The sequence below is a fragment of the Methylibium rhizosphaerae genome, from assembly GCF_006386545.1.
Taxonomy (GTDB): Bacteria; Pseudomonadota; Gammaproteobacteria; order Burkholderiales; family Burkholderiaceae_C; genus Pseudorivibacter; species Pseudorivibacter rhizosphaerae.
Map to the genome: position 1 here is coordinate 26762 of NZ_SWAR01000040.1, position 23410 is coordinate 50171.

Genomic DNA, 23410 nt, shown 5'->3' on the forward strand with positions numbered 1-23410 from the left:
TCCTTCGCGCCCCGCTTTCCCTTCCCCTTCCCCTTCCACCACAACGAGAGGAGACTCCGTGAAACGCAGACACGCCCTGACCCTGGCCACCGCGGCATTGTTCGCGCTGCCGGTCGCCGCGCAGCAGGCCTACATTCCCTTGGTCTCGAAGGGCTTCCAGCACCAGTTCTGGCAAGCCGTGAAGGCCGGCGCCGAGCAGGCGGCCAAGGACAACAACGTGACCGTCTCCTTCGAAGGTCCCGAGACCGAGGCGATGGTCGACAAGCAGATCGACATGCTGTCGGCCGCTCTCGCGAAGAAGCCCAAGGCGATCGGTTTCGCCGCGCTCGACAGCCAGGCGGCGATCCCGCTGCTGAAGAAGGCCCTGGCCGCCGGCATCCCGGTCATCGCATTCGACTCGGGCGTCAAGAGCGACATCCCGGCGACCACCGCGACGACCGACAACAAGGCCGCCGCCGCGCTCGCAGCCGACAAGCTCGCCGAGCTGATCGGCGACGAGGGCGACGTCGCCGTGGTCGCACACGACCAGACGAGCAGCACCGGCACCGACCGCCGCGACGGCTTCCTCGAGCAGATGAAGGCCAAGCACCCGAAGGTGAAGATCGTGACCGTGCAGTACGGCGGCGGCGACCACCTGAAGTCCACCGAAGTGACCAAGTCCATCCTGCAGGCCAACCCGAAGCTCAAGGGCATCTTCGGCACCAACGAAGGTTCGGCCATCGGTGTGGTGAACGCGGCGCGCGAGATGAAGCGCAAGATCGTCATCGTCGGCTTCGACTCGGGCAAGCAGCAGAAGGCCGCGATCGCCTCGGGCGAGATGGCCGGCGCGATCACGCAGAACCCGGTGGGCATCGGCTACAAGACCGTCGAAGCGGCCGTCAAGGCGCTCAAGGGCGAGAAGCTGCCGAAGGTCATCGACACCGGCTTCTACTGGTACGACAAGACCAACATCGCAGACCCGAAGGTCGCTGCGGTGCTGTACGACTGATCGTTGCCTGACGGCACGGGCCGCGCAGGGAGCGCGGCCCCCCAATTTCCCCTGCTTGAGGACCTGAGTTGAAACTGCTCCGATACGGCCCGTCCGGTGCCGAACGGCCGGGCCTGCTCGACGCCGAGGGACGCGTGCGCGACCTCTGCGCCCATGTGGCCGACATCGCCGGCCCCGCGCTTCTGCCCGAGACCCTCGCGCTGCTGCGCGCGCTCGACCCGCACACCTTGCCGCTCGTATCCGGCCAACCACAGGCCGACCTGCGGCTGGGCCCCTGCGTCGGACAGGTCGGCAAGTTCATCTGCATCGGGCTGAACTACGCCGATCACGCTGCCGAGTCCGGCATGCCGATCCCTGCCGAACCTGTCGTCTTCGGCAAATGGACCAGCGCGATCGTCGGTCCGGACGACGACATCGAGATCCCTCGCGGTGCGACCAAGACGGACTGGGAGGTCGAACTCGGCGTGGTGATCGGCCGTTACGGGCGCTACATCGATGAGGCCGACGCCCTGTCGTACGTTGCCGGCTACTGCGTCGTCAACGATGTCTCCGAACGCGAGTTCCAGCTCGAGCGCGGCGGCCAGTGGGACAAGGGCAAGGGCTGCGACACCTTCGGCCCGCTCGGACCGTGGCTCGTCACCGCGGACGAGGTGCCCGACCCGCAGAACCTGCGCCTGTGGCTCGAGGTCGATGGCCGACGCTACCAGGACGGCAACACGAAGACCATGGTGTTCGGCGTCGCCCACCTCGTGAGCTACCTCAGCCGGTTCATGACGCTCCAGCCGGGCGACGTGATCTCCACCGGCACGCCGCCCGGCGTCGGTCTGGGGCAGAAGCCCCCGGTGTACCTCGCGCCCGGCAACCGCATCCGCCTGGGAATCGACGGCCTGGGCATCCAGTGCCAGCGCGTCGTGCAGGGCTGAACGCGAAACCAACCGACTTGCGCCCATCCACTACAGAACCATGACCAAGATCCGATCGCTGCGCGTGCTCGACGTGCGCTTTCCCACCTCGCAGCACCTCGACGGCTCCGACGCGATGAACGCGGACCCGGACTATTCGGCCGCCTACGTGATCCTCGAAACCGACCAGCCCGGCCTCGAGGGCCACGGCCTGACTTTCACGATCGGCCGCGGCAACGACATCTGCTGCAAGGCGATCGAGGCGATGCGCCACCTCGTCGTCGGCCTCGACCTCGACTGGATCGCCGCCGACATGGGACGCTTCTGGCGCCACGTCACCGCCGACAGCCAGCTGCGATGGATCGGCCCGGACAAGGGCGCGATCCACCTCGCGACTGGCGCGGTCGTCAACGCGGTCTGGGACCTGTGGGCGAAGGCCGAGGGCAAGCCGGTCTGGCGGCTGGTCGCCGACATGTCGCCCGAGGAGCTGGTGCGCTGCATCGACTTCCGCTACATCACCGACTGCATCAAGCCCGACGAGGCGCTCGCGTTCCTGCGCGAACGCGCCCGCGGGAAGGACGAGCGCATCGCGGACCTGCTGGCCAACGGCTATCCCTGCTACACGACGTCGGCGGGCTGGCTGGGCTACGACGACGACAAGTTGCGCCGGCTCGCGCAGGAGGCCGTGGACGCGGGCTTCTCGCACATCAAGCTGAAGGTCGGCCGCGACCGCGCCGACGACATCCGCCGCCTGCGCATCGCACGCGAGGTCCTGGGCCCGGACCGCCACCTGATGATCGATGCCAACCAGGTATGGGAGGTGGAACAGGCGATCGACTGGCTCCAGGACCTTTCATTCGCCAAGCCGTGGTTCATCGAGGAGCCCACCAGCCCCGACGACATCGAAGGCCATGGTCGGATCCGCGCCGCGATGCACGGCGCGATGCAGGTGGCCACGGGGGAGATGTGCCAGAACCGCGTCATGTTCAAGCAGTTCATCATGAGCGGGGCGGTCGACGTCGTGCAGATCGACGCCTGCCGGCTGGGTGGCGTCAACGAGGTGCTCGCGGTGATGCTGATGGCCGCGACGTACGGTCTGAAGGTCTGCCCGCACGCCGGCGGCGTCGGGTTGTGCGAGTACGTGCAGCACCTGTCGATGATCGACTACGTGTGCATCGCGGGCACGAAGGAAGGCCGCGTGATCGAGTATGTCGACCACCTGCACGATCACTTCATCGATCCCTGCGTCGTGCGCGGTGCGGCTTACATGCCGCCGAGCCGGCCGGGTTACTCCATCGAGATGAAGCGCGAGTCGCTTCAGCGCCACCTGCACGAGGGCTGACACGATGGACCTGCACCTGCACGACAAGGTCGTGATCGTCACCGGGGGGGGAGCCGGCATCGGCGGCGCGATCACCCTGCAGCTCGCGCGGGAGGGCGCGATCCCGGTCATTCTGGATCGCAGCCCGCTGGACCCGATCTTCGACCACGATCTGTCGGCTCTGTGTCCACGGCGCGTGTTCCACCAGATCGAGCTCAGCGACGAAGCCGCGTGCGCGGCGGCGGTCGAGCACACGCTGCGCCAGTTCGGCGGCGTCGACGGCCTGGTGAACAACGCAGGCGTCAACGACGGCGTCGGGCTGGGCGCCGGTCGAACGGCCTTCGTGCGTTCGCTCGAGGCCAACCTCGTTCACTGCTACGTGATGGCTCATCTGTGCGTGGCGTCGCTGAAGCAGCGCCGAGGCGCGATCGTGAACATCTCTTCGAAGACGGCGCTGACAGGCCAGGGCGATACCAGCGGCTACGTCGCGGCAAAGGCCGCGCAGCTGGGGCTCACGCGCGAATGGGCCGCTTCGCTCGCGCCTTTCTGCGTGCGGGTCAACGCGGTGCTTCCGGCGGAGGTCATGACGCCGCTGTACCGCAAGTGGCTCGGCAGTCAGTCCGACCCGGATGCTGCGCTGGCGCGCATCGCCGCCCGCATTCCGCTCGGTCAACGCATGACGCGGGACGTGGAGGTGGCGGACCTCGTCTGCTTCCTGCTGTCCGATCGCTCGGGGCACACGACCGGGCAATGGCTGCATCCAGACGGCGGCTACGTACACCTCGACCGGGCATTGCCAGCGACGTGACGACAGGGTGAACACGACATCAGACCGGGTCCGAACTCGGCGATGAAAGAAGGACGGAGGGGACATGAATGCACTGCAACGCATCGCGGTCTGGGCCACGCCCGGCCTTTGCACCATCACCGCGGCTTGGGCGCAGGCGCGGCAGAAGGACGAAGGCGTCGTCTCGATCACCGAGCCTCGTGAAGGCCGGCATCTGAACCCGGGGCCCGGCTTCGTCAGCCGGGTCAATGCGGACAAGGTCCAGCTGTATGGAGGGCCGTACCGCTGAGATCCCCATCCACCTGAACGAGGTCGTGCGGCGCACCAGGCCGCGCTGACCCGACATCCACTTCTTGATCCCAAGCGGCCACCGTTGGCGAGTGGTCCGGGTCGGCTCGCGCCTGCGATCTGGCCCCCAAGCCAGCAGCAACACAACCACCACTGGAGCACGAAGCATGAAGAAGATGATCCGCAGCGCGATGGCACTGACCGTCGGCACGACGATGGCGGCCGCCGCGACGGCCGCAGACACCGGTGCCTTCTCGACGAGCGGCTACTTCCGCGCCGGCACGGGTACCGCGAGCAAGAACACCTCCCGCGCCTGCTATGGCCTGGCCGGCGCCGGGCTGAAGTACCGCCTGGGCAACGAGTGCGACATCTACGGCGAAATCGACCTGGCCACCGCGTTCAAGGCCGAGGGCGTCGAGTACAGCGTGCACGTGATGCCTACGCTGTGGAACCCCGGCACCGACAACGGCAGCGCGACCTGGGGCCTGGGCCAGATGTTCGTCGAGGGCAGGGGCTTCGACTTCGCACCGGGCGTCAAGTTCTGGGCCGGCAAGCGCTACTACGGCCGCTCGGACATCCACATCAACGACACCAAGTACACGGTGGAAGACGGCGTCGGCGGCGGCGCCTACGGCATCGACCTCGGCGTGGGCAAACTCGGCGTCGCCTACTTCCGCGACGACGGCAACGGCACGACGCCGATGAACCGCGTGAACGTCGAGCTGGACGACATCGCCGCCAACGCCGGCGGCAAGCTGCGCTTCGTCACGGCCTTCACCAGCGCGAACTTCGATGGCGGCAAGAGCGGCATGGCGGCGACCGTGCAGCACCAGCAGAGCGTCGAAGGCCTGGGCGGCGGCAACACCGCCTGGCTGCAGTACGCGCAGGGCTCGGCCAACCTGAACACGAACTTCGGCAACGCAACTGCCGGTTCCGACGTGAAGGGTTGGCGCCTCACAGATGCGTTCAGCTGGCAGGTCGGCGCGTTCGGCGGGCAGGCGATGGCCTCGTTCGCACAGAACAAGGCCAATGCGGGCGACAGCACCTTGGGCACCGTCGGCGGTCGGGTTTCGTACGCGCTGACGAAGAACTTCAAGTTCGTCGCCGAGGCGGGTTACTCGCAGCTCAAGCCGGAGGCCCAGGCGACGCAGAAGCTGACCAAGCTGACGATCGCCCCGACGATCGCCACCGGCCCGGGTTTCTGGAACCGCCCGGAACTGCGCCTGTACGCGACAACGGCGAAGTGGAACGACGCCGCCGGCGCAAACGCTGCGAACGGCCTGCCGGCCGGCAAGACCAGCGGCACCAGTGTCGGTGTGCAGGTCGAGATGTGGTGGTGATCTATCCCACACGTCACGCCTGAGCTCGAGGTGCCGGCCAAGTGTCCGATGCCTCCTTCCTACCGATGTTCACGAGGCGCGCCAGCGCCCAGTCCAGGAGACATGATGAACCGCACCCAGAACGATGACCCGTCCCAGTCCGATCCCGCCACGGGTCTGACCCGCCGCACGCTGCTCGCCTCGGTCGGCGCAATGGCCGGCCTGCCGCTGCTCCACGCGTGCGGCGGAGGCGGCGAGGGCGACGCCGCGACCGCCGCGCCGGCAAAGGTCGCGATCGAGCGGCAGGCGCTGACGCAGACCGCGGCCGTGGCACGCAGCCTGTGGCTGGCGCGGCCGGCCGAACAGTGGACGCAGGCGCTGCCGATCGGCAACGGTCGCCTGGGCGCGATGATCTTCGGCGGCACCAGCGTCGACCGGGTGCAGTTCAACGAGAACACGCTGTGGTCCAGCCTGAAGAACTACGACGGCTGGGACGGCTGGGGTGCCTACCAGAACTTCGGCGAGTTCCAGGTCGACTTCGGCACCAGCCCCACCGGGCCGACGGGTCAGCCTGGCGAGGGTATCGCCAACACCATCGACGGGAACGCGTCGACCAAATGGTGCGTGCAGACGAACGCGCCCGTCGTGCCGTGGCAGATCCAGCTGCTGCAGCCGACGGCGGTGTCCTCCTATGCACTGACGAGCGCCAACGACGTGCCCGCGCGCGACCCGCTGGGCTGGACGCTGTCGGGCTCCGACGACGGCGTGACGTGGACCGCGCTGCACACCGTGACGCTCAGCGCACCGTTCGAGCAGCGCGGCCTGACGAAGACCTTCTCGTTCAGCAACAGCCGCGCCTGGCGCCACTACCGCTTCGACTTCCGGCACGACACCTCGCAGTGGTATTTCCAGATCGCCGAGGTGCGCCTGGACGGGGCCGCGACGAACGATGTCGCCGCGCCCCTGCTGAGTTCGCCGAGCGGCCACGGCGGCGAAGGCAACTGGTCGCCGAACGAGGAGATCTCGTCCTCCGTCGACGGCAACCCCGACACCAAGTGGTGCGTCGCCACCGGCGAAGCCGAGGTGCTGTGGCAGTACGACAGCCGCAGCGGCGTGGTGGTCAACGCCTATTCGCTGACCAGCGCGAACGACGTGCCGCAGCGCGACCCGAAGGGCTGGACGCTGCAGGGCTCTACCGACGGCCTGAACTGGACGAACCTCGACGTGCGCCAGCCGGGCCCCGCGTTCACGGCGCGCAACCAGAAGCTGGACTTCTCCTTCGCGAACACGACCGCCTACCGCTACTTCCGCTTCCGCTTCCAGCACGACCCGAGCGCGTCGCACTTCCAGATCGCCGACGTGACGCTGCGCGGCGCGAACGGCTTCACGACTGCCGGCCGGCCCGCGATCGCCAACTACGAGCGCCGGCTCGACCTGCACCGCGGCCTGCACTCGGTGGCCTTCCGCCGCGGCACCGAGAGCTTCACGCGCGAGGCGTTCGCAACGCGTGCGGACGACGTGCTGGCACTGCGCTACACCGCCGTCGGCAGCACCCGCCTGAATGGCAGCATCACGCTGAGCAGCGCGCAGGGCGCGACGACGGTCGCGCCGGAGGCCGGTCGCCTCGAGTTCCAGGGGACGCTGTCGGCCGGCGAGAACTATGCGGCGTCGCTGCGTGTGCTGGCCGATGGAGCACTCGCCGTCGAAGGCGGCCGCCTGCGCTTTTCCAACTGCACGACGCTGACGCTGCTGCTGGATGCGGCCACCGACTACAAGGCCGACTACGCAGCCAACTGGACCAACGGCCTGAACCCGGGCCAGCTCGTCCAGGTCGCCCGCAACCGCGTCAATGCCGCGGCCACGCTGGGCTGGGACGCCTTGCGCAGCCGGCACCTGGCCGACTTCCCGCCGCGCATGGCGCGGGTGGACGTTAGCTGGGGCGCGGACCCGGCGGCCAGCGTCGCACAGCTGCCGACCGACCTGCGCCGCAAGGCCTACGCGTCCAACCGAACCGACACGGGCCTGGAGCAGACCATGTACGACTACGGTCGCTACCTGCTCATCAGCTGCTCGCGTCCGGACGGCCTGCCGGCCAACCTGCAGGGCCTGTGGAACGACAGCAACTGGCCGGCCTGGTCGAGCGACTTCCACAACAACATCAACGTGCAGATGAACTACTGGGGCGCCGAGTCGGCCGACCTCGGGGACTGCCACCTCGCGCTGATCGGCTTCGTCCAGGCCCAGGCCGCGCCGATGCGCGTGGCGACGCAACGCGAGTTCGGCGCGCAGACGCCGGGCTGGACGGCCCGCACGATGCAGAGCCCCTTCGGCAGCAGCGCCTGGGAGTGGAACACGGTGGCCAGCGCCTGGTACTGCCAGCACGTGTGGGAGCACTACGCGTTCACACAGGACAGGGCCTACCTGCAGACCACCGCATACCCGCTCATCAAGGAGATCGTCGAGTTCTGGAAGTCGCAGCTGAAGCTGCGCAGCGACGGCCTGCTCGTCGCGCCGCTGGGGTTCTCGCCCGAGCAGAACCACGTGCCCCGTGAAGACGGAGTGATGTACGACCAGCAGATCATCTGGGACCTGTTCCAGAACTACATCGACGCCTCCGCGGCACTCGGGGTCAGCCCCCGCTCCGCCGACGGCACCGACGTGCGCATGCTGCAGGCGAAGCTCGCCCCGAACAAGATCGGCTCGTGGGGGCAGCTGCAGGAGTGGCAGGTCGACCGCGACGACCCGAACGACACGCACCGCCACACCTCGCACCTGTTCGCGGTCTACCCCGGACGGCAGATCACGCCGAGCAAGACGCCGCAGCTGGCCACCGCCGCAATGGTCTCGCTGAAGGCCCGCTGCAGCGACAAGGGCGGAACCTTCACGCCGGACCAGTTCGGCTGGGACAGCCGTCGCTCATGGACCTGGCCGTGGCGCGCTGCGCTGTTCGCGCGGCTCGGCGACGGCATGCGCGCCGGTGAGATGGTGCGCGGCCTGCTGAGCTTCAACACGCTGGACAACCTGTTCTGCGACCACCCGCCATTCCAGATGGACGGCAACTTCGGCATCACCGGCGCGGTGGCCGAGATGCTGCTGCAAAGCCACGAAGGGAGGATCGTCCTGCTGCCGGCCCTGCCGGACCACTGGAAGCCCAAGGGCTCGTTCAACGGCCTGCGCGCGCGTGGCGGCTACCGCGTCTCATGCAGCTGGAGCAACGGCGTGGTCACGGGCTACTCCATCGTGGCGGACCGGGCGCCGAACCGCAATGCAGCCGTCACCGTGGTCGTGAACGGGCAGAGCCAGCAGGTCTTGCCGACCTGACGGGCCGAGCCGTCTGAACCGGGGCTGGCCGATGCCCGGCCGGCCCCGCGTCATGTGTCTGTGCAACGAGGCGCCCGCCTCGGAAGGGTTTCCGCCGTGAACCACCAGGCTTATTCATCGCGTATCGCTCGCCGGTCGCTGACCGCCGCACTGCTGGGCGGCCCGAGCCTGCTGGGCCGCCCCGGCAGGGGCCAGGCAAGTGCCGCGGTCGGATCCGACAGGCAGTAGCCTGCCGCGTTGACCGGACGCGACGAATGGCGCCGCACATCCGTTTTGGCAGGTTCATGGCCGACCTGGGCTCGGGCAGGCTGACGGTTGACGGGCGCCCGATCGACCTCGAGCCGCAGCCGCGCAAGCTGCTGCTGCACTTGATCCGTCACCGCCACCGGGTGGTGTCCAAGCAGGAGCTGATCGAGGAGGTCTTCGGCCGCTCCTGCGCCACCAACGGAGCGCTGGCGCGCGCCATCACGAAGGTGCGCCAGCCGCTGCAGGACCACGGCGCCGGCGCTGCCGTCTCGAACGTCCCGCGCGTGGGCTACCGCTTCGTAGCCAAGGTGGATGCTCCCACGCTCGACGTGGACGTGCTGAACCGCGCGTTCGACGAGACGACGGCGGCGGCCATGCCGCGCGACCCCCTGGCCGCGGAAGCGTACTTCCGCGCGCGCCAGGCCGAAGCTGCCGAGCGCACCGCTGCCGCCGTCACCCTCTACCGCCTCGCGCACGAGCTCGAGCCCGATCACACCGGCATCGCGCTCGGGTTGTTGCGCGGACTGGCGCGATTCGCCCACTCGACGACTGAACTGTGCTCGATGGTCGGCTGGCTGCTCGTTGCCGCCGATGCGACCGGTGACCGGGCCACGAAGCTGCGCGTGCACCGCGTCCTCGCGTTCTGGCGGCTGCGCCGCAACGAGGCCGATGGCTTCGACCGCGAACTGCGCCGAGTGATCGAACTCGCCGATGGCAGCGGGGGAGCACGCTTCTGGGCCGAGGTCCATCTGCTGCAGGCCCACGCGGCGCGCAACCGGGCGCGGCTTGCGGAGGCGCGCGAGCATGCCGAACGCAGCCGGCGCCTCTTTCGCGACGCAGGCGACCGCGCCGCGGCGCTGCGTGCCTTGATGCTGGAGTCGGGGCTGATTGGTGGGCAGCAGGCAGTGGATCTCGCCTGGGAAGCCGCGCGCGGCGCGCGGGAGCTGGGCCTGCCCTTCACCTTGGCCACGGCATGCAACAGCGCGTGCAGGGCCTTGATCGATGCCGGCCGACTCGAGCAGGCCATGGCCCATGCGGCCGAGGGTTTTGCGGCCGCGGTGTCCGTGGGCGAACGAGGCATCGCCGAGGAGCTGGTGGAGGGGTCTGCCCTGGCGTGCCGGTTGGCGGGCTGGCCCACGGCGGCGGCGCGCGCACTGGCGGAGCTCGATGCGCTGCCGGGGCTGCCTTGTCATGGGGCGGTTGTGTCGCTGGCCCGTGGCCTGTGCCACAGCGGCCGGGGCGAATGGACACAGGCCGCCGGCCACCTCGGCCATGCCTTCGAACGTGCCGGCACGGCCTACCTGCGCGCGCACATCCTGCCGTGGCACATCGAGGCGCTCATGCTCACCGGCCGCCCCGACGAGGCGCAGGCCGCCCTCGAACGCACGGACCCGTCGCTGCGACCGAATCACAACTTCGCCACCTTGCTGCTCCTGCTGCGTGCTGCCCTGGCCCACCTCCACGGCGCACCGCACCGCGCGCTCGAACTCCTGGGCGAAGCGCTGGCGCAGGGGCCGGCACCGATGTGGCGGACCTGGGCGTGCGTCGATGCGGCATGGCTGCATGCGCAGGCCGGCCAGGGCGACACGGCGGCGCAACTGCTCGCGCAGGTCGACCCGACGCTCGCGAAACTGCCGGTCGTCGTCGCGACGCGAGCACGGGTGCTGCACGCCGCGGGCGACGTGCGTGGCGCGCTGGCGCTGCATCGCCAGTACCTTGCCGCGCGCAAGGAGCCGGGCTGGAACGCGTGCTTCGACACGCTAGGTGCCGAATACGAGCGCCAGTGCCGCGCCGGGATCGAGCCGCTGCCGACGGCCGCGCTGCTGCCCAGCCGCGCGTGCTGACTTCGAATGGCCGTGGAGTGGCCGCGCAGGCGGACCCGGTGTCGGAAAGCGCGGGGCCGCTGGCGGTTGGGTCGAGCAGACCTCGAACGTTCGCGCGCATCGGCAAGAATGCGGACCATGGACTTGCCACGGCCCCTTTCATCGAACGACGAAGCGACCCAGCGCGTCCGCTTCGGCCGGTTCACCGCCGACCTGGAGTCCGGAGAGTTGCGGTTCGACGGAAAGCCCGTGACCATGCAACCGCAGCCGCGCCGCCTGCTGCTGCACCTCATCCGCCACCGCCACCGCGTGGTCTCCAAGGACGAGCTGCTCGAGGAGGTGTTCGGCGGCCGCGAGGTGAGCTCTGCCGCGCTGGCCCGCGCGATCACGAAGGTCCGGCAGGCGATCGAATCCGAGGGCTCGTGCTGCGCGGTGACAGCCGTCCAACGGGTGGGCTTTCGCTTCGTCGCGAACGTGAGCACGGATGCCCTGGCGCCAGGCGAAGATGGCCGAAGTGTCTCGGTGGCGCTCCTGCCCTTCGATGACGCGACGAACGACGCGGACTCCGCGTGGGTTCGATCCGGACTGCCGTCGCTCGTCGGCGAGATGCTCGAGAGCGATCGTCGCATCTCGCTCGTCACGATGCCTTCCGTCCTGGGAGCCGTCGCAGAGGTGCCTGCGGATACCTTGGCGCAGCGGGTTGCCCGCCTGCAGCAGGTCACCGGCGCCGCGGCGGTTGTGCATGCGCGCGTCGCGCGGTCTCCAGCGGGCTTGCAGGTGGACTTCCGCCTGTTCGCCGGAGGCAAGGTCGCCACCGGATCCGTCGCCGAATCGCGGCCGGCCGATCTGGCCTTGGCGACGGCCAAGGCCGTGGGCGCGCTCCTGGGCTGCGCCATCGACGACGAAGCCGCCGCGGCGCAGTTGCCGAAAGACCCCCTGGCCGCGGAGGCGTATTTCCGCGGGCGCCAGGCGGCGGCCGACGAGCGATTCGAGCTGGCGCTGCACTTGTTCCAGCTCGCCCACCACGTGGAGCCGGACCATACCGCCACTGCGCTGAGGTTGCTTCAGCGCCTGGCGGCGCGCACAGAGACCCGTGCGCAGGCGCACACGCTGGCGGCCGATCTGATCCGCCGCGCGGAGTCCGCCGACGATCGGGTGACGCTGGTGCGGGTCCACTACGCCATGGCTCACGGCCAGACCACGCACCACCTTCCAGAGGAGGCCGCGCCTCATCTGGATCAAGTCATGGCCTTGTCCGACGGGCGCGAGGGCGCCATGTTCTGGGCGAACGTCTACCAACTGCGAGCCATCGTGTCGCACGCCCGCTCGCGCTACGAGGAGGCACGTGAGCACCTGGCCCGCAGTCGCCAGTTCTGTCTGGATACGGGCGACCGCGCCAAGCTGCTGTGGCTGATGCTGTACGAAGCCGGACTGGTGACGCCTGAAGAAGGCGCGGAACTGGCGATGAAGGCCGCGCGCGGCGCGCGACAGATCGGGCGGCAACTGACGCTTGCCGGGGCATGCAACAACGCCAGCAAGTCGCTCAGTCGCCTGGGTCGTCTGGCGGAGGCGGTTTCGTATGCGGCCGAAGGATTCGCTGCGGCGGCAGCCATCGGCTCCCGGTTGATCGCAGAGTCGCTGGCAGAGTGTTCTGCATTCGCCTGTCGACTGGCCGGCTGGCCGGCCATCGCGCAGCGCACGCTGGCCGACCTGGATGCGTTGCCCGGTGCACCGTATCAAGAGCATTTCGTGCTGCTGGCACGCGGCTTCTGGCATGGAAGCCGGGGCGATTGGACGCAGGCGGCTGCCTTCACGGGCCGCGCACTCGATCGCATGCCCTTCGCCGCGCTTCGCGCCTACGTGCTGCCCTGGCATGCCGAGGCGCTCATGTTCTGCGGTCGAGACGATGAAGCGCAGGCGCTCATCGACAACGATGACCCGTCGGCCTATGCGACGACCGAATACAAGGTTCACCCCTTGCTGATGTGCGCCGCGCTCGCGCACCGGCGCGGCGAGCGCGACGCCGCCCTGGCTTGGCTCGGCAAGGCTGTGGCGCTGGGCCCCTCCGCGATGTGGCACACCTGGGCCTGCGTCGACATCGCCTGGCTGAACGCCGAGGCCGGCCGCAGCGACGAGGCCGCGCGTGCGCTCGCACGGATCGATGCCGAACTTGCGGCGTTGCCCGTGGTCATCGCGACCCGGGCGCGGGTGCGGCATGCGGCGGGCGACGTGCGCAGCGCCGCCGCGCTGCACCGGCGCTACATCGCCGCGCGCAAGGAGCCGGGCTGGAACCCGTACTTCGAGGATCTGGCGGCCGAGTACGACCGGCAGGCGCGCGAGGGCCTGCAGCCGCTTCCGCCGACCCCGTTCCTGCCCAGCCGCTCGTGCTGAGCCCTGAAGGGCGGGGCGGTGCGCGCGGTCTCTGCCCGATGACCGAGGTCACGGCGAAGTGCTTCGACAGGGTGCCGGCGGTTTGCGCCTGACCCGGCTTGCGGCACGTCTGGAATGGGCTTCAGGTCAATGAAGCCGGGCTGGCGTCTGGGGTCCGGCCGGCTCGACGCGCGCCTTCGCGGCACCGGATTCGCACAGTCCTCGAAGGTGTTCGCGCAGTTGCCGCAACCCGTCCGAGCTCCAGTCACCGGCCAGCCGGTCGAGCCGCGCCGAAGCATCGCACAGGCAGCGCACCGGAAGGCACTCCAGTGCGCGCGGCCCCGCGTGCAGCACACGTTCAACGGCCGCGAGAGCCGGAAGCACACCTCGCACACTCGGATGGTGATCGAGCACTTGACGCAGCGCCGCGTGCATTTGCGTGAACTGTCGCGTCGTGGGTTCCGGGCGGCCGGGTCGCGTGGCGCGCGTGGGCTTCACCCGATGGCGTACGCGGCGGCGCAGCGCGGCCCACGAATGCGCGAGCCAGCTGCGCAGGCCGCCGACACGCGCCAGGGCGGACGGGATCGATGGCATTGATGCGTCGTTGTCGATACGGCGAGTGCTCGAGTCTATGCACGGGCGGCGTGCCAGACATGAGGAATCGATGACCATGGCCGCGAAGCCCTCCGCCCGTCGTGCGGCCATTGCCAATTCCGGGGTGGGTTCATGCTTCATCATGATTCGCCGGGGTCGCGCCGTTACCGTGCGTCTCGGGCGCATCCGCGATGAACATCGACCCTGCAGATCGGCGCGTCGAACTGCTCGACCAAGAACTGCTCCGACCGCGGACCCCAGCTCGGCCATCGCGCAACGTCGCGAACTCCTTGCACCTGACGAGCCGGCCGCCTGACCCTTCGTTCACCCACGGGCCCGGTCTGCGTATCCGGCCTGCCGATCCATTCCACGGGAGAGATTCATTGAAAGCACACAAGACCGTGCGCCGGCCCGGCGCTCTGTGGCCGGCCACCTGCCGGATCGTCCTGCTCGGCATCGCGTTGACGGCAGCCGCCCAGGGCGCCGTCGCCCAGGAGGCCGCGATCCGCAAGGCGCTGGCCGCGCGGTTCCCGCAGTCCCCGCCCATTGACGAGGTGACGCGCACGCCGATCCCGGGCCTGTACGAGGTGCGCTCCGGGACGGTCGTCTTCTATACGGACCGGCGCGGCGATTACATCGTCCGCGGCGAGATGCTGGACACACGTCACAAGACCAACCTGACGCAGGCTCGGATCGGCAAGGTCCCCACGATCGACTTCTCCAAGCTGCCGCTGCACGACGCCATCGTCTCCACGCACGGCCGCGGCACACGCAAGCTCGCGGTATTCGCCGATCCCGACTGCCCCTACTGCAAGCAGCTGGAGAGCGTGCTGCAGCAAAGGGACGACATCACCGTCTACACCTTCCTGATACCGCTGCTCGGCCCGCAGTCGCTGAGCAAGGCGAAGTCCATCTGGTGCGCCAAGGACAAGGACGTGGCGTGGCGCGAGTGGATGAGCGAGGGAAAGCTGCCGACAGCGCAGGCCGGCTGCGACAACGGCGCGCTGGAACGCAACCTCGCGTTCGGCGGCCGGCACCAGATCCGGGGGACGCCCACGCTGGTGTTCGCCGACGGCACGCGAGAGACCGGCGCACCGTCGGCGCTTGAACTCGAACGACAGCTCGCGCAACACCGGCCTGCCGCCGCCGCGACCAAACCCTGACGATTGGTTGTCGATCGTCAGAGGTTCGCTGTCCATCATGTCTCGACAAGCCGACACCGGTACTTTTCGCGCACTCGTGCATGCGAGTCGGAAAACACAAACCGCAGCCAACCATTCATCCAAGCCACTCCGGAGGACCGCGCCCACCATGAATCGAACCCAACGCCTCTTCGGCATGCCCAGGCGTACCGCGTCCGCGGCACGCCTGATCATGCTCGCCGCCGGCCTGTCGGCCGCCTGGTCCGCGAACGCGGCCAACTGCACCGACGCACCCGCCAGCGGCCGCAGCTACTACATCGTCAACAAGGCCAGCGGCCTGCAGCTCGACGTGGCCTACGGGTCCACCAAGAGCGGCGCAGACGTCATCCAGTGGGCCGGCGGCACGCAGTCGAACCAGCAATGGTTGTTCACGCAGACCGGCCCGGGGGTCTTCACCATCCGCGCCGGGCACACCCTGCAGGCGCTGGACCTGCTCAACTGGGACTCGAGCGAGAACGCGCCCGTCAAGCAGTACACCTACAGCGGCCACGCAAACCAGCAGTGGACCGTGGCGCGCAGCGGCGACGCCTACACCATCGCGTCGAAGTCTTCCAACAAGCTCCGGACGATGCCCAACCCGGCGGCCGGCTCGGCCTTGCGCCAGAACTCCGACCAGCAGGGATCGGCGCTGCAGCGCTGGTACTTCAACCCGGTGGACGGCAAGTGCAGCGCCAGCGGCACCTTCGGCAGCTTCATGGGCTTCGACCGCGTGCTGGTCGGTGGCCTGATCGATGCCCGGAAAAGCCTCTGGGGAGTCGATAGCAAGAACCTCACGGACACGATGAGCAAGGCGCCGTGGGATCTGCGGTACTCGTACATCCACAGCCACACCACCGCGCAGGATCCCGCGTGCTACACCAAGTGCAAGAAGGAGTGCTTCGGCTGGTGGGGCTGCGAGGGCATGGACAGTGGCGGCCAGTACAACCTCACGGCGGGCGGCAAGATCATCTTCCGCAACCAGGAGAACGCCGAAACCTTCCAGCTCCCCGACGGCTCGCCCCATCGGCTGATCCAGCAGTGGAGCTATTACGCGGGGGAGGACCTCGGGAAGGCGCAAGGCCGGCTGAATCAGCAGTGGGGCGTCAAGAACTATTACGAGGCGGACTACCGTGGCGCCATCAACAATCAGTGGCTGCTCAAGGGCTACCTGGATGACTTCCGATTCCTGCTGAAGACCATCGGCAACGAGAAGAACATCATCCAACTCGAGCCGGACTTCTGGGGCTTCATCCGGGACACGGACGGCAATTTCCCCAACGATGCGACCAAGATCCCGGCCGCTTTGAGCCAAGCTGCCGGCGACGAGTGCAAGGGCAAGGGCTTCGGCGACAACGCCGGCGGTCTCGCACGCTGCATGATCGAGATGGCGAAGAAGTTCGCGCCCAACTCGACCGTCGGCCTGCACATCTCGTGCTGGGACATCATGAAAGAGCCGGAAGAGCCGCAGAAGGGCGTGCAGGCGTGCATTCGCTACTACAAGTCGCTGGGGGCCGACACGGGCCACTTCATCGTCGGTGACGTGACCGATCGGGATGCCGGGTGGGCCTCCTTGCCGGAGAACGGCTCGAAGACCTGGTATTACTGGAGCGACGAGTACTTCGACAAGGTGATGGGCAAGTTCAAGACGCTGACCGAGGCGATCGGCAAGCCGCTGATCCTCTGGCAGATCCCGCTGGGCAACGTCAACATGCCCAACAAGTACGGCCCGTACATCGACGTGGAAAGGAAGATCCGCGGAGCCGGCCAGTTCAAGGACGACAAGGTCTATCACTTCTTCACCAAGATGGACAAGGTCACCGCGGCGCACATCGTCGCGCTCCAGTTCGGCGCCGGCCACAACGAGACGACGTCGACCGAGACCGACGGCGGTTATCTGCTGTGGTTCGCGAAGGAGTACTACAACAAGATCAAGGTCCCCGGCTCCCAGCACGGGAAGCTGAGGTAGGCGACCGGATGCCGGCACGCTGCGCAAGCGCGTGCCGGACGCGGCCGGCGCCGACGGCGCCGCGCGCCACAGGGACGATGGCCCGCCGCGAGGCGCCAGGCCGTCGTCCCTTTCTCTTTTCCACGCCCGCCATGCGGCGCGGCACCCGGTAAACCCTGACGCGCGAGACCGGCCGGCGTCAGTGTGACGACGGCTTCGTCTCGCAGAATCCCGCCACGCGGTCACCCGACTCGTGCGTGACGTGCGGGGCCGGCATGCCAGGTCTGCCGACCCGACGTTGGCCTCGCTGGCTCAACCTACCGGAGGACCAGCATGGACGACCTCGTGTACCACTTCGGCCGCTGCGAGTTGCGCATGGGAACGCGCCAGCTGCTCGTCGAGGGGCACGAGCAGGCGCTGGAGCCGCTCGCCTTCGACCTGCTGGCCTACCTGCTGCGTCACCGCGATCGCGATGTCTCCAAGGACGAACTGCTCGACGTGGTGTGGCTCGGCCGCATCGTGTCCGTGGGCGCTCTGGCCCGCGCGGCGATGACGGTGCGCAAGGCGATCGGCTGCACCGAGCGCAATCGGCTCATCCGCACGGTCCACAGGATCGGGTACCGGTTTGCGGCCGAGGTGCATGAGACCGTGTCCGCCGCGCCGGAGCCCACGCCCGCGGCCGCTCCCCTCAGCGTAGCCCTGCTGCCCTTCGAGAACCTCACGGGGGACCTGTCGCTTGACTGGGCGACCATCGGGCTGATGGCGCTCGTTGGCAACGCACTGGCCACCGACCCACGGCTGGCGCCCCTCACGGTGCACGACGTCGCGGCCGCGATGCAGGGGCTCGACCCTGCGGCGCCCGTGCAGGAGCGGGCTGAGGCCTTGCGGCATCGCGCCGGCGCGCGCCATGTCGTGCATACCGGCATCTCCCGTGAAGCGCAAGGCTACCGTCTCGACTATCGACTGCTCGGCGTTGCTGGCGATCCGGCCGGCACCGTCTACGCAGGCGACCTCGTGCGTCTGGGACGGGCGTTGGCCCGCCATCTGCTGCGCGAGCTGCTGCCCGGCGCGGTCGAGGGGACCGACGCCTTCACGCTGCACGACCCCTGGGCCATGCAACTGCTGGCCCGCGCGATGCAGGCCTCGGCCGAGCACTCGTGGAGGCGTGCGCTGCTGATGCTGCGCGTCGTGCTGGAACTCGAGCCCGGCTACGCCGAGGCCCGGCGCGAACTGTCACGCATCGAGGCCTTGGCGGCGCAGTCCGCAGCCCCCGCCGAAGTGGCCGGGCCGCGGACCGCAGGGTCGTCCAGCGGCTCGGTCGACACGGCGTCTACTGCTTCTGGAACACCACGTCATCGACGTTGAGCCAGACGGCGCTGCCAGGCCCATCGGACCAGAACCCGATCTCCGCGCGGCCGTTGGTGACGTTGACGTCGCTGATGACCACCTGCGTGTAGACATCCGAAGGCAGAAGCTTCACGTCCTTCTGGGCACCGCCGAAGTCCTTCACGTACATCGTCTGGCCGCCGGTGCCTCTGACCCAGGCCTTGAACGTGTACAGCCCGTTGCTCAGGCCTGTCAACTGCTGGAAGGTCGTGCCCGCGTAGGGCGTCGTGCTGCGGTGGGTGAGGTGCGACGACCCGGAGCGCGGGCTCGTCTTGTCGGCGTACTGCCATGCGCCAGCGGGCCATGCGTTCCAGCCGGTGAGCCCGTTCTCGAAGCCGGCGTTGCTCGACAGGTTCAGGTCCCCGCCGACGATGTCGACCCTGTCCGCCGTGATGTACGTGTTCCCCGAGCTCGGGTTCCGCGTGCCGGTCACACGCACCTTCAGCGTGTGGAGGCCCGCTGCCAGTGTCGGGCTGCTCCACAGCAGCACGTTGTCTGCGCGTGTGGCCGCGTAGGTGTCGACGCTGGTTTCCGCGCCGCCGTCCACGGAAATCGCGGCGACGCCGTGCATGGGTGCGCGACCTCCGTAGACGTTGACCTGGGTTCCCGTGAACTGCAGCTGGTAGTAGGCGTTCGGGACATTGGACCAGTGGTTGTCCGACTGATTCGCACCGGCTTGCCAGCCATAAGGCCAGTTCGCCGTGTTGTCGTAGCCGAACTGGGTGTCGTTGACCGTGGTGGTGCTGCCCAGGTACTTCTGCAGTTCCGGCAACAGGAGCCCGGCGATCTTGACCTGGCCTTTGTCGTGCGGATGAACACCGTCGGCGGTGTCGGACCCGAGCACCCAGTCCTTCGTGCCGATGAAGTGCACCTTGGTGTCGCCAGCACTGACCCGGGCTTTCACCGCGGCCTCCGTCTCACCCAGGTAGTGGCCGCCGAACGTGCCGATCGCCGCAATCTCTGCGTTGGGGTGCTTGGCCCGCACGGCGACGAGGAAGTCGGTGTATCGCTTCTGGAACTCGCTCGCCGGCACGCCGAGGAAAGCGTCGTTCGTCCCGAGGTTGATGACGATGAGCCGCGGCGTGTAAGTGGAAAAGTTCCACAGCGGGTTGTTCGCGCAGGCCGTGTCCTGGCAATCCAAGGCGGACCGCGACTTGAAGTACAGGTTGTCCATGCCCGGCCAAGGGCCGACATCCTTGTAGAAGTAGCCGTTGACCAGGGCGATGCCCGAGACGGCAATCTGGGTGTGGTCCGCGCCCATCATCTCGGCGACCAGCCAGGCGTAGTCGGTCAAGGCGCCCGTGGAAGTCGAGTGCCCGGCGGTGATGGAGTCACCAATGAACTCCACCAGCGGGCGGGGATCGGGCGGCAGGGTCTTCTCGCCCACCGGGAGTTGCAGCTTCTTGATCGGCAACTTGTTGCTTTCCCAGGTGGTCGCGATCTGCAGCGTGTGCGGCCCGCTGCCCTGCGCGGACAGGGTGACTGTGGTGCTGTTGTTCCAGTTCCAGTACGAGTTCCGCACGCCGTCGATGATGTACTCGAAGGATCTCGGGGCTTCGAGATGGACCTCGATACTGGGTCCTGTGAACTTCGTGCTGAGGTAGGCGCCGCCCCAGTTGCTCGTATAGACGCTGCTGTTGCTCTTGTCCCAGCGGCCGACGAATCGAAGGTTGGGATCGCTCAGGGTGCCGTCGCCGGCCGCGGCCAGGACGGGCGCGCCGCTGGCGAGCAGCAGGCTCCCCAGACCCAGGCTGAGGAACCGGCGGGAGACGGAGATCCGGGGTGAACGCTCACGAGATGTCATGTTGCTGAACCTTCCGAGGCAACGCTGAATGCTTGAAGTACGCGATGGAGCCGACCCACTGTCGGACGACTCATCCTCGGACCGCGCGGTGTGCGAGTCATGATGGAGGACGAACCCCAGGCGTGCGTCAGCTTCAGTGTTTTCCCTGCCTCCACCGGGGCGTGGCGCCTGGACGTGACCCTTCGCACAACCGACCAGCACCTCGTCGAGAAGGTGCGCAAGCTCGTCGCGTCGGGCTCACCACGGGCGGGAAGGCGTTCCAGGTGGACCAGCTCGTCGACCTCGTACTGAAGATCAAGCGACAAGGAGCAACAGTGGTGAGGATCGAGCACGTGCTGCACGCCGTATGGCGGTGGCAGGCCGGGTGATGGTGCTGAACTTCGGCGCCACGACCGACGGATGCCGATGAAGCGCCGGCTGACCTGTGTCGTGTGCCACGCTCGTTGCAGCACGCCACCCGTTTCTTCTAAAGTCCTGCCGAAGCCGGCGCTTGACTGGCTCCAGGGACGGACTTGTGCAAGAGACCATTTCGCCGCGCGGAGCGGACGCGCCGCCTTCACGCGTGTACTTCGAGCCGGCGCATCCGCCGCTGCGGCTCGAAGAATTCCCCACCACCTTGCAACCCCTGGCACAGCGCAAATGCCTGGCCGGCGTGGGCAGCGCCGAAGCACCGTTCGTCATGGGATGGTGCGTGAGCGCCGGAGCCTGCGCTGGCGGCCTTGACGCCGAAGCCGGGCGCTGGCTGAAGGAGCAGGGGTTCGAGCGGGTAGGTAGCCAGTGGTCGCTGAGCGATCGGTGCGCCAAGTGACATCGGCTTCGAACTTCACACCGCCGCCGCGGCACAGTGGCGAAGCGGCCCGGCCGCCGGCACTGCTGCCCACGCTGGAGGAAGCCAAGCCATGGGTCGAGTGGCTGAAGCTGCTCGCCAAGGCCAGTGGGGTGATCGGTGCGCTGATCGCCTTGCTCTACTTCCTGCGGATCGGCTACGTGCCGCTCGACAGCCTGGGCAGCGCGCTGGCATTGGGCGTGGTCGTCGCGCTGATCTCGCTGGGCGCCTTCGTGGCGCTGGTGGTGTGCTGGAGCTTGCCGGCATGGATCTGGATCGGCTTGCGAGACGAGAAGCAAAGCGGCTGGCTGCAGTGCTTCGTGCGCAATGGGGCGCTTGCGGGCGGCAGCCCTGTGGCCCTCCGCCGAGTGCGACTGTGGCTGTTCCTGTTCTGCACCATCGGCGGCAGCTGGCTGTGGATGCTCTTCGCCCCTGTTGCGCGCGACTGGCTCGGCGACGAGTCGAGCTGGCCGGTGTGGCTGAGGGCTGCAGGGTGGGGCTTGTTGCTGGCGGGTGTCGGCTGGTATGCGTGGCAGGTGCCCGGGCGGGCCGCCGACGCTGGACCGCTGAAGCCGAGAGGGCTGCGAACCTGGCCGGCACGCCTGCTGGTGGCGGCGCTCTACTCGACGATCACGTCGATGCCGTTGGTGGTGCTCCTCGGGCTCATCACTTTGTCTGACTATGCCCATGCCGGGTGGTCTGTCGGCGTGGCGCTGCTGGCGGCCGGCTTTCTGTTCACGCTGCTGTTGAACGGTTTTGCGCTGACGCTCACCCTCACGGGCAGGGGCTCCACGTTCGTGCTGGCGGGCATCCAGCTGCTGGTCTTTGCCGGCGCGCTGCTCTATGGTGCCGTGATGCTGGGCTCGGTCGGGCGATTGCACGACCGCGTGCTGGCACTGGCCTCCGTCCGTATCGAGCGCGCCCATATCGTCCTGGACAAGGAAGGCTGCGAGCATCTCACGCAGATCGGCGTGCAATGGGCTCGGCTCCAGGGCAACGACTCCGCCAGCGTCGAATCATGCTTGCTGCCTGACGTGACAGTCGAGACGCGCCTGGGGGCGTACTGGCGCATCGATTGCCGTGAGCCTGCATGGGGGCCAGGCGAGCCGCGCCGGCGTTCGGCGTTTGTGGTGCCGGCGGACCATGTGATGGCGTGGTACGAGGTGAGCGACGCCACCGTCGCACCCCGCAGCGAATCGCGCAGGACCTGCGGCGACTGGCCGGGCTTGTCAAAGGCACACGAGGCGGACGGTCCAGCCTCTGGGAGAACTCCATGAATGTCCCGACGCCTCTCGACCTTGAAGGACTGCAGCAGGCATGGGCCGCGTTGCCGGCTGGAGCACGGGTCTCGTTCGAAGAGCAGTGGGCAGGCTTGCGGGGCGGCGGCCTGGCATGCGGCTCGGCCATCGTCGATGCACAGGGCCAGCTTATGGGGCGCGGTCGCAACCACGCCTACGAGGCGGCGGGGCCGCTCGATACGCGGACGAGCAGGGCGCTGCAGGACACGCGCATCGCCCATGCGGAGCTCAATGCGCTCGCCCAGGTCGCCACCGATGTCGACCACAAGGTGCTGACGCTCTGGTCGACCCAGCACCCTTGCGCCATGTGCGCGGCCGCGGTGCAGTTCGTCGGCATCGGTCGTGTCGTCTACCTGGCAGACGACCTGTCCGACGATTCGTCCGCCGAGGAAATCGCCGGGAGCAGGGGAGCGGTCCCCTATGAAGCCTACGGACAGCCACTGTGGGCCGCGGTCAGCACGCTGCTGTTCCTGCACAACCCGGCAGTCCGTTTGGGCGCGAACGCGCGCAGCATCAAGCAGGGCCTCGAGCGCTGCCCAAAGCTTGCGCGGTTGGCGCTGGACCTCGCGAAGGCCGACACGCTGGGTCATGCGGCTCGTTCGGGAGCGGAGCTGCCGGTGGCACTTGCGCCTTTCCTGGCAGATCTCCGGGGTGCTTGAGCCGTTGGCGCCGGTTGGGGCCACGTCTGCGCAAGGCGTGGCGTGGTAACGCCTTGATGCAACTGCCACCCGAACTAGGGGCGTGACCCCTTGCCACGGTCCTCCACAATCGCGCGCAACGAAGACTTCGCTCCAGGGAGGAGTGGACATGTCCGCCATCGTTGACGGAGTGCTCGCAGCCGGCCGCGCCGACCTGACCGCGCTGGCCGCCGGCCTGCTCAGCCAGAACAACCGGCTGCTGGCCATCGAGACGGCCCTGCCCAGCACCACGCTGGTGGTCGAGCGGCTGTCCGGCACCGAAGGCATCAACACCCTGGGCGGCTTCGAGATCGACTGCCTGTCGCCCAGCGCC

The 23410-nt window shown here is 68.3% G+C and carries 17 protein-coding genes and 1 pseudogene; 16 read left to right on the plus strand and 2 right to left on the minus strand.

The genetic code is table 11. From position 1 onward, the window contains the following. The first annotated feature begins 58 nt into the window (after positions 1-58). The 9 genes from E8D38_RS22595 to E8D38_RS22635 all read left to right on the plus strand — a co-directional run bounded on the left by E8D38_RS22595 (position 59) and on the right by E8D38_RS22635 (position 13386). A complete protein-coding gene (locus E8D38_RS22595) occupies positions 59-988 on the plus strand; it encodes an ABC transporter substrate-binding protein (protein WP_140635872.1) in 930 nt (309 codons plus the stop codon). 68 nt (positions 989-1056) lie between these two features. Next, positions 1057-1911, plus strand: coding sequence for an ureidoglycolate lyase (locus E8D38_RS22600; RefSeq protein WP_140635874.1), 855 nt, complete (start codon positions 1057-1059; stop codon positions 1909-1911). A 40-nt stretch (positions 1912-1951) separates the two neighbouring features. Beyond that, positions 1952-3232 carry an L-fuconate dehydratase gene (locus E8D38_RS22605; protein ID WP_140635876.1) on the plus strand — a complete coding sequence of 427 codons (1281 nt, stop codon included), beginning with the start codon at positions 1952-1954 and terminating at the stop codon, positions 3230-3232. Between the two features lie 4 nt (positions 3233-3236). Beyond that, positions 3237-4019 (plus strand): L-fucose dehydrogenase, encoded by a 783-nt coding sequence (locus tag E8D38_RS22610; protein ID WP_140635878.1) that lies wholly within the window; start codon positions 3237-3239, stop codon positions 4017-4019. Between the two features lie 64 nt (positions 4020-4083). Then, complete coding sequence (locus E8D38_RS22615; RefSeq protein WP_140635880.1) at positions 4084-4287, plus strand: hypothetical protein; 204 nt, start codon at positions 4084-4086, stop codon at positions 4285-4287. A gap of 166 nt (positions 4288-4453) precedes the next feature. Next, positions 4454-5626, plus strand: coding sequence for a maltoporin (locus E8D38_RS22620; RefSeq protein ID WP_140635882.1), 1173 nt, complete (start codon positions 4454-4456; stop codon positions 5624-5626). Positions 5627-5731: 105 nt separating this feature from the next. Then, positions 5732-8926 (plus strand): glycosyl hydrolase family 95 catalytic domain-containing protein, encoded by a 3195-nt coding sequence (locus E8D38_RS22625; protein ID WP_181179350.1) that lies wholly within the window; start codon positions 5732-5734, stop codon positions 8924-8926. Between the two features lie 254 nt (positions 8927-9180). Then, positions 9181-11016, plus strand: coding sequence for a winged helix-turn-helix domain-containing protein (locus E8D38_RS22630; RefSeq protein WP_140635885.1), 1836 nt, complete (start codon positions 9181-9183; stop codon positions 11014-11016). Positions 11017-11133: 117 nt separating this feature from the next. Beyond that, positions 11134-13386 (plus strand): winged helix-turn-helix domain-containing protein, encoded by a 2253-nt coding sequence (locus E8D38_RS22635; RefSeq protein WP_181179352.1) that lies wholly within the window; start codon positions 11134-11136, stop codon positions 13384-13386. Between the two features lie 126 nt (positions 13387-13512). Here the strand turns inward: E8D38_RS22635 and E8D38_RS22640 are convergent, their stop codons facing one another. After that, positions 13513-14103: a hypothetical protein gene (locus E8D38_RS22640; RefSeq protein WP_181179354.1), complete on the minus strand. Its 591-nt coding sequence runs from the start codon at positions 14101-14103 to the stop codon at positions 13513-13515. A 47-nt stretch (positions 14104-14150) separates the two neighbouring features. Here E8D38_RS22640 and E8D38_RS22645 point away from each other — a divergent pair, with 47 nt between their 5' ends. The 3 genes from E8D38_RS22645 to E8D38_RS22655 all read left to right on the plus strand — a co-directional run bounded on the left by E8D38_RS22645 (position 14151) and on the right by E8D38_RS22655 (position 18450). Beyond that, positions 14151-15122, plus strand: a complete 972-nt coding sequence (locus tag E8D38_RS22645) for a thioredoxin fold domain-containing protein (protein ID WP_140635892.1) — start codon at positions 14151-14153, stop codon at positions 15120-15122. 148 nt (positions 15123-15270) lie between these two features. Next, a complete protein-coding gene (locus E8D38_RS22650) occupies positions 15271-17106 on the plus strand; it encodes an RICIN domain-containing protein (protein WP_181179356.1) in 1836 nt (611 codons plus the stop codon). Between the two features lie 312 nt (positions 17107-17418). Beyond that, positions 17419-18450, plus strand: a complete 1032-nt coding sequence (locus E8D38_RS22655) for a winged helix-turn-helix domain-containing protein (RefSeq protein ID WP_140635897.1) — start codon at positions 17419-17421, stop codon at positions 18448-18450. Here the strand turns inward: E8D38_RS22655 and E8D38_RS22660 are convergent. Beyond that, on the minus strand, positions 18416-20275 hold the full coding sequence (locus E8D38_RS22660; protein WP_140635899.1) for a GDSL-type esterase/lipase family protein: 1860 nt from the start codon (positions 20273-20275) through the stop codon (positions 18416-18418). The two genes, E8D38_RS22655 and E8D38_RS22660, sit on opposite strands and share 35 nt — an antisense overlap. A gap of 514 nt (positions 20276-20789) precedes the next feature. Between E8D38_RS22660 and E8D38_RS22665 the strand changes: the two genes are divergently transcribed. From E8D38_RS22665 to E8D38_RS22675, 4 genes and pseudogenes are all read left to right on the plus strand, one after another. Then, positions 20790-21083 carry a hypothetical protein gene (locus E8D38_RS22665; RefSeq protein WP_140635900.1) on the plus strand — a complete coding sequence of 98 codons (294 nt, stop codon included), beginning with the start codon at positions 20790-20792 and terminating at the stop codon, positions 21081-21083. A 131-nt stretch (positions 21084-21214) separates the two neighbouring features. After that, a complete protein-coding gene (locus E8D38_RS28420; RefSeq protein ID WP_181179357.1) occupies positions 21215-22378 on the plus strand; it encodes a hypothetical protein in 1164 nt (387 codons plus the stop codon). Then, positions 22375-23058: a deaminase gene (locus E8D38_RS22670; RefSeq protein ID WP_181179359.1), complete on the plus strand. Its 684-nt coding sequence runs from the start codon at positions 22375-22377 to the stop codon at positions 23056-23058. Before E8D38_RS28420 ends, E8D38_RS22670 begins: the two co-directional genes overlap by 4 nt. Before the next feature lie 148 nt (positions 23059-23206). Continuing rightward, positions 23207-23410, plus strand: a pseudogene (locus E8D38_RS22675) (hypothetical protein); the annotation flags it as partial.